Here is a 6,636-nt window from a genome sequence, read left to right on the forward strand (position 1 = left end):
TGGTTGTCAGCGGTGTAGCCCCAACGACCTGGTGCTGACACGAGCGACGAACAGCCACGTCATCCACACGCGGCCGACCGTCACGGTTGGCCGCGTGTGGAGGGCCCGGCACGGCTGTTCATGCGGGTGGGGTGTTCAGGGCGGTGGGAGGAGCCAGTCGTCGCTCACGGGGCTCCTGGCCCGGTACGGGGCGGCGAGGAGATCCTGCACGGCCTGTTCGGCCCGCCACCGCGCGGCCGTCCTGCTCGGCCCGCGGCCGCCTTTGTAGAGCACGGGGGTGCCGTCCGTGCTCTGCCAGTCGAGGGACCATCCCCACGCACCGAGGTGCACGGCCTGGGAGAACAGGGGCCGCCCCTCGAATTCCTTCCTGTCGACCGAGGCCCACACCAGCACCTCCGGCCCGGGTACGGGGACACGCACACCGGCACACAGGTGTCCGGTGCCGGCCGCCTGCCACAGCAACTCAGGGGGCCGCGCCTGGGCGGAGGACAGTTCCGCCGCGTATCCGACCAGGGCGGCGATCTCCCACACCAGTGCCAGGACCAGCGACCCGCGCTGCAAGGACGGCCAGTGGCCCGGCGCGTCCCACACCAGCACATCGACCGCATCCCCGATCCGGTCCTCGTTCAGCAGCCCCTCCACCTCGAACCCCGCCACCGGCCCCGCCCGAAACTCCGGGCCGCCACCCGCCGCTTCCTCCACGAGCTCCAGCGCCACACCGACCACGTGCTGCTCCACGGACAGGGTGTGACACCGGAGGCGGTTGGTCGTTGAACTGATAGTCAAGTGAAGTGCACAGAGACCCCGGGATGTCATGGCTGATTCCTGGGGTCTCGTGCTGTCTCGCCACGCGGGCGAGGGAGTCAGTGAGGCTGGGCGCAGGAGGCACATCATGGCGAGGCGGGCCAACCTGGCCATCCCGCAGCGAGCCGCTCTCACGAAGTGGGTAATCGTTGGGCGGGGAACGGCCCTGTCAGGCGTCAGCCTTGCGGCGCGAGGCGGAGGGCGTGCCGCGGAGTTCTTCGTTGATGCGCATGGCTTCGTCGAGCTGGTCCTCGAGGATGACGATGCGGCAGGCCGCTTCCACCGTGGTCCCCCGGTCGACGAGCTCACGGACACGACCGGCGATCTTCAGCTGGTAGCGGGAGTAGCGGCGGTGGCCGCCCGGGGAGCGCAGTGGGGTGATGACGCGGGCTTCGCCGATGGTACGGAGGAAGGCGGGGGTGGTACCCAGTATTTCGGCGGCCCGGCCCATCGTGTAAGCGGGATAGTCGTCGTCATCGAGACGGCCGAAGGAATCGTCTGCTGTCATCTCACCTCGTTGCGGAACACGCTGGAGGGGCCCCGGCGCCAATGGCACCGGGGCCCCGAAGGAACTGCTACACCATCTGCCGGCCCTTCAACTGCGCCGGCCTACTGTGTCCGCGCGGCCGCCCAAGAAGCGGGCGGGGGTACGGGGATCGCGAATTGCGTGACCGGAGACCACCTGCCTATCGATGTCCTGCGGTACCCGGGCTCAAGACTTCCGTCCCGGGCGATCCTGATGGCGCCTCAACTCCTCCGCTCTTCCCTCTGAATCAACTATGTGCGGGTACTGCGTACTGCTCTTGCACTACTGGTGATGCGAACTACCGGTGACCTGATGAAGCGTCACCCTCCGGCAGCCAGCCCCGCCGCCCATCCTGCGTCTGCTCTGGCTTAGAACCCCGCTGCCGAACCTCCCGATACGCGCGCCGCAGCCGACGCCTTCACCGAGGTGCTGCTCACTTCACTTCACTGCTGGGTACTGCGTACTTCACTCACCAGTACCGCTCTTGCGGTACTGCTCACAGCGGCCCCTGATCACTGCGGGCCGCCCGGTGCGGTCGTCAGTCCCGTCACCGTCCTGCAACCGCTCTGGCTTCGGAACTCCACCGCCGCACCGACCTGCTGGTGACCTGAGGAAGCGTCACTCTTCGGCAGCCAGCCCCGTCGCCCGTCCTGCGTCTGCTCTGGCTTGGAACCCCACTGCCGAACTTCCCGGTACGCGCGCCGCAGTCTGACGCCATTTACCGAGGTACCACTGGTACTGCCGACTGCACTTGTGCTGCGGTACTGCTCGCGGCGGCCCCTGATCACTGCGGGCCGCCCGGTCCGGTCGTCAGTCCCGTCACCGTCCTGCAACCGCTCTGGCTTCGGAACTCCACCACCGCACCGTCCTGCGCACTGCAACTACGTGTACTGCTGCCCGGCAGTTCTCTCTGCCAGGCCCTGCGGTCTCTCTGGGCTACGAGAGAAACCTTAACCACAGCAGCGCATGGATGTCTACTTCCGCTGTGACAGGTTTCCTGTGAGGACTGACAGTGAAGTCCTGCGGTCCACGTCGCTTGAAAACTGCAACGGAGCACCCCCATCGAGAGGTGTGAGGGGCCTCGGACCGGGCAGGTGGGGTGTCACGGCACAAGCGGTACAACCGATCACAGGCGGGGTGTACACGTATGAACAGCACGCTCAGCATGACCTCGACGCCCCCCCGTAGCGACCGTGGTCCGGGGCGACAGCCCGGCCGGCATCCACCAGGCCCGTCAGGCCGCCCGCGCCTTCACCGACGGCCTCAACCCGGCGCCCGGCCCGGACATGGCGGACACTCTCGTCCTGGTGGTCTCCGAGCTCGTCACCAACGCCCTGCGCCACGGCAGCGGCCACTACACCCTGAAACTCTCCGCCGGCCCCGGCACAGTGACCGCCGCGGTCAGCGACCCCAGTCCGGTACACCCCCGCGAGCGCACCCCCGACCTCAACGGCGGCACCGGCGGCTTCGACTGGCACATGATCCGCCGTCTAACAGAGCGCCTGACCATCACCCCCGGTCCCGGCTACGGCAAAACCATCCGCGCCGAGCTCCCCCGCTGACAGCGACCGGATCCGCGTCGGGCAACCGCAGGCGGCCCAGCCAAAGGGACAGCACGGCGAGGAAGAAGCCACGGGACTGCGTACCGTCGGCGGCTCATACCCGAAGCCACCACCGCAACACGGAAATGCAACGCGGGCGCAACACGCACCACACTCCCACTTGATCTGATGTTTTAGCAGGTCAGGGGTCGAATGCTCATGGTGTTTCACTGATCGCGCCGCAGCGCCATGAGTCGGTGTTGCGGTCGCCGGGGCCACACTCAACGGAAACTGCGGCTACGAACTCATCGACGAAGCACTCTGACCGGGAACCCGCACACGCCCGCCTCCCGGCACGACGTAAGCCGCCCGGCTGGGAAACCCAGCCGGGCGACTCGTCTGAGCTCTGCTCACCGCGCGTCATCGGTCAGTCTTCGGTGATCAGCGATCGCGTGGTGCGACGCCCCGCGAAGGGGACTTCAGAGGCCATGCCGGGTACAGGCCCGGATCCTCACCCGGTGCTGTTCAGCAGGGGAGAGTGGTATGTCCGGCAGCGCCCGTGGCACCGGTGACGCCATCCGAGGTCAACGTGGCGGCGGTCCCGTCACCGCCGGGCTTGCCGGGACACACCGGGCTCGCGGCGCCACCCGCGCCACCCGCGCCACCCTTGTAGGTGCCACCGGCCGTGGACGCGCCCCCCGCGCCGCCCTGGCCGCCGGCGATGCCGGTACCGGCATCACCTACACCGCCCACACCGCCTTTGCCGCCGGTGCCACCCTGGTTGGCCGCGCCTCCGGCACCGCCCGCACCACCGTTGCCGTTGGCCCCGCCGGCCCCGCCCGCACCGCCCGCGCCACCGGTGCTTCCAACGCCGTCGCCGTTGCCCCCGGCACCTCCGCTACCGCCATTGCCGTCCGCACCGGCCGCTCCACCGGTGCCGCCCAGGCCACCGATGCCGCCGTCGCTCCCCACACCGTTGGCGCCGTTACCACCGGGGACGCCGAGAAAGCCCAGGCTGATGTGGGCCCGGGAACTGCCCGCGTCGGCACGAGCCGTCGCGGAAGCCACGGTTGGGGTGGCGAGGCCGGCCACGGCGACCGCACTGATCAGGAGGGTTCGGACGGTGGCAGTGGTACGCGAGATGCGCATGAGGTACGCCTTCCGGTTCGTGAGGCCGGAGATACCCCCCGGCCGGCACACGCCCAACGTAGGCGGGAATGACTCTGCCCACATGACACTGAGTGATTAAATGTCTGGAAATAGAGACATTCACCAAACTTTGGCCACAAACGCCTGAGCTCGAGGTCGCCGCGGCCTGAAGCCGACAAGATCCCCTGCCGAACTGTTTCTTCAGTCCCCCGCTCACCCGGAACTCATGAAACTGCGGCCTTGAGCAGGCCATGCCGTAGTAAGAACCTGCTCGAGGTGACTGCGAGTCAATAGGCCGAGCAGCGCGGGTTGCCTCAGGCCGCCGGGGCCGCCGGAACCGCACAGGCTGACGGCGGCCGTGGCAAAGTCCAGATGTGCGGCCAGCCGAGTCCAGGCTGATGGCCACCGGAAGTCCAGGTGGATGGCCGTCTGACCAGTGGTGTTCCTGATCACTTCCTTAACTGGAGGAGACCCCTCCGCCCGTTTGCTGGTGTTTGCACGCATCAGCTACCGGCCGGAGAGGTCCTGTGACGAAGTCTGACACGGAGATTATGGAAATCCTTGAGGCGTACGACCTGACCGGGACGGTCTGGTCGGCGGCGACCTTGACGGGGCACGACCCGAAGACGGTCAAGAGGTATGTCGAGGCCCGCAACGGCGGGCGCAATCCCTATGAGCGAGAGCCGCGGCCGAAGATGATCGACGCGTTCGGGGAGAAGGTCGAGGAGTGGGTCGAGCAGTCGAAGGCGACGATCCGAGCCGATGTGGTGCACGAGAAGCTCGTGAAGATGGGCTACCGGGGCAGCGAACGCTCGACGCGGCGGGCGGTGAACGCGGCGAAGAGCGCGTGGAAGGCGGGCAAGCGCCGCACGTACCGGCCGTGGATTCCCGAGCCGGGCCGGTGGCTCCAGTTCGACTGGGGCGAGGGTCCGCGCATCGACGGCGTCGGACCTGGTTGTTCTGCGCGTGGCTGTCCTGGTCGCGGTTTCGGGTCGTGATCCCGGTCTGGGACTGCACGTTGGGCACGCTGGTGGCCTGCCTGGACACCACGCTCAGGCGGATCGGCGGGGCGCCGACCTACGTGCTGACCGACAACGCGAAGACGGTGACCGTCGAGCACATCGCCGGGATCCCGGTACGTCATCCGCAGATGGTCGCCGCGGGCCGGCATTACGGCTGCCAAGTGGTCAGTTGCGTGCCCTACGACCCCGAATCGAAGGGCGGCGCGGAAGCGACGGTTCGTATCGCGAAAGCCGACCTGGTGCCCACAGATGCGAACCTGCTGGCCGCTTACGACACCTTCTCCGAGCTCGCCGATGCCTGCCTGACCTGGTGCGATGCGGTGAACTCGCGCCGCCACCGGGCGACTGGGCAGATACCTGCGGACCGTCTGGACGTCGAACGCACCACGCTGCACGTCCTGCCCATCGAGCCGCTCGCGCTCGCGCTGGGCGAGGAACGGCTGGTCGGCTCGGACCGCACTATCAGCTTCAACTCGGTGCGCTACTCGACCCCGCCGGGATATACCGGCGCGAGGGTGTGGTGCCGGGTGGTCGGCGAGGAACTGTCCATCACCGCCCGCACCAACTCCGGTGATCTCTCGGAGATTTGGCGCCACGAGCTCTCCACCCCGGGTGTTCCGCAGATCATCGACGAGCACTACCCCGACCATCCCGACGGACGCAGCATCCACCAGCCGAGGCTGCGGCCCCGCTCGGAAGCGGAGATCGCGTTCGTGGGCATCGGCCCCGGAGCCGGGCGCTGGCTCAAGGAAGCCGGACCCGCCGGCGCCACCCGCATCCGCGCCAAGATGGCCCGCGCGGTCGAGCTGGCCGCCGTCCTGGGCAACGACAGAGTCGACCAGGCCCTGGGGCTGGCGGCCACAGCCGGGCGCTTCGCCGACGACGACTTGCTCTCGATCCTGGGACACATCGCCGACAGCAAGCCCGCCGGAGAGGTCGTCCGCGCGGACGAAGCCCACTCCGTCCAGAACGGAACCAGTGGCTGGCAGGCCCTGGGCCGCTGACCCAACACATCACCCACCAGCGAATCCTGACCGAACGTCTCATAAGAGAACGGCACCCCCATGAGCTTTCCCAACCCGCCCGCGATCCCCGAGGAACTCGACAAGCTCATGCGCCGCATGCGTCTGCCCTATATGCGCAAGGCGGCCCCGGACGTTCTGGCCACCGCCCGAGCTCAACGCTGGGACCCTGCCGAGGTGCTGCGGCTGCTGATAGCCGAGGAGGTCACCGGCCGCGACGCGGCCACCCGGCGCCTGCGGCGCCACTCGGCGAACTTCCCCACCGGCAAGACCCTGGGCTCCTGGCGGGCCGAGGACTCCACCATCCCCGAACCCACCCAGAATTCCCTCACCACCCTGGAATGGATCGGCCGCGCCGAGAACTTGGTGATCGCCGGCCCGTCGGGGACGGGCAAGAGCCACTTCACCGAGGGCCTGGCCCAGGCCGCGATCGAGAAGGACATGCGGGTGTCCTGGTTCACCCTGGAGACGCTGAGCACCGCGATCGGCAAGTCGAAGGTCGACGGGTCCACCGCACGGACCGTCGCCCGGATCTGCCGGGCCGATTTGATTGTCATTGATGACATTGGCCT

The 6,636-nt window shown here is 68.2% G+C and carries 5 protein-coding genes and 1 pseudogene; 3 read left to right on the forward strand and 3 right to left on the reverse strand.

All coding sequences use genetic code 11. From position 1 onward, the window contains the following. Window positions 1-135: 135 nt before the first annotated feature. Both ABCR94_RS34700 and ABCR94_RS34705 read right to left on the reverse strand, forming a co-directional pair. Complete coding sequence (locus ABCR94_RS34700) at window positions 136-738, reverse strand: hypothetical protein (RefSeq protein ID WP_347124974.1); 603 nt, start codon at window positions 736-738, stop codon at window positions 136-138. A 235-nt stretch (window positions 739-973) separates the two neighbouring features. Next, window positions 974-1,312 (reverse strand): MerR family transcriptional regulator, encoded by a 339-nt coding sequence (locus tag ABCR94_RS34705; RefSeq protein WP_347124976.1) that lies wholly within the window; start codon window positions 1,310-1,312, stop codon window positions 974-976. Window positions 1,313-2,523: 1,211 nt separating this feature from the next. Here ABCR94_RS34705 and ABCR94_RS34710 point away from each other — a divergent pair. Further along, window positions 2,524-2,892: an ATP-binding protein gene (locus ABCR94_RS34710; protein WP_347124977.1), complete on the forward strand. Its 369-nt coding sequence runs from the start codon at window positions 2,524-2,526 to the stop codon at window positions 2,890-2,892. Window positions 2,893-3,396: 504 nt separating this feature from the next. Here the strand turns inward: ABCR94_RS34710 and ABCR94_RS34715 are convergent. Continuing rightward, window positions 3,397-4,020: a hypothetical protein gene (locus tag ABCR94_RS34715; RefSeq protein ID WP_347124979.1), complete on the reverse strand. Its 624-nt coding sequence runs from the start codon at window positions 4,018-4,020 to the stop codon at window positions 3,397-3,399. Window positions 4,021-4,571: 551 nt separating this feature from the next. Between ABCR94_RS34715 and istA the strand changes: the two are divergent. Continuing rightward, a pseudogene (gene istA / locus ABCR94_RS34725) lies at window positions 4,572-6,046 on the forward strand (IS21 family transposase). Window positions 6,047-6,106: 60 nt separating this feature from the next. Further along, on the forward strand, window positions 6,107-6,636 hold a 530-nt coding region (locus tag ABCR94_RS34730), incomplete at its 3' end, for an ATP-binding protein (RefSeq protein ID WP_347124984.1).

Origin of the sequence: Streptomyces changchenzhani, from assembly GCF_039766235.1 — a bacterium.
In the GTDB taxonomy this organism is placed as follows: domain Bacteria; phylum Actinomycetota; class Actinomycetes; order Streptomycetales; family Streptomycetaceae; genus Streptomyces.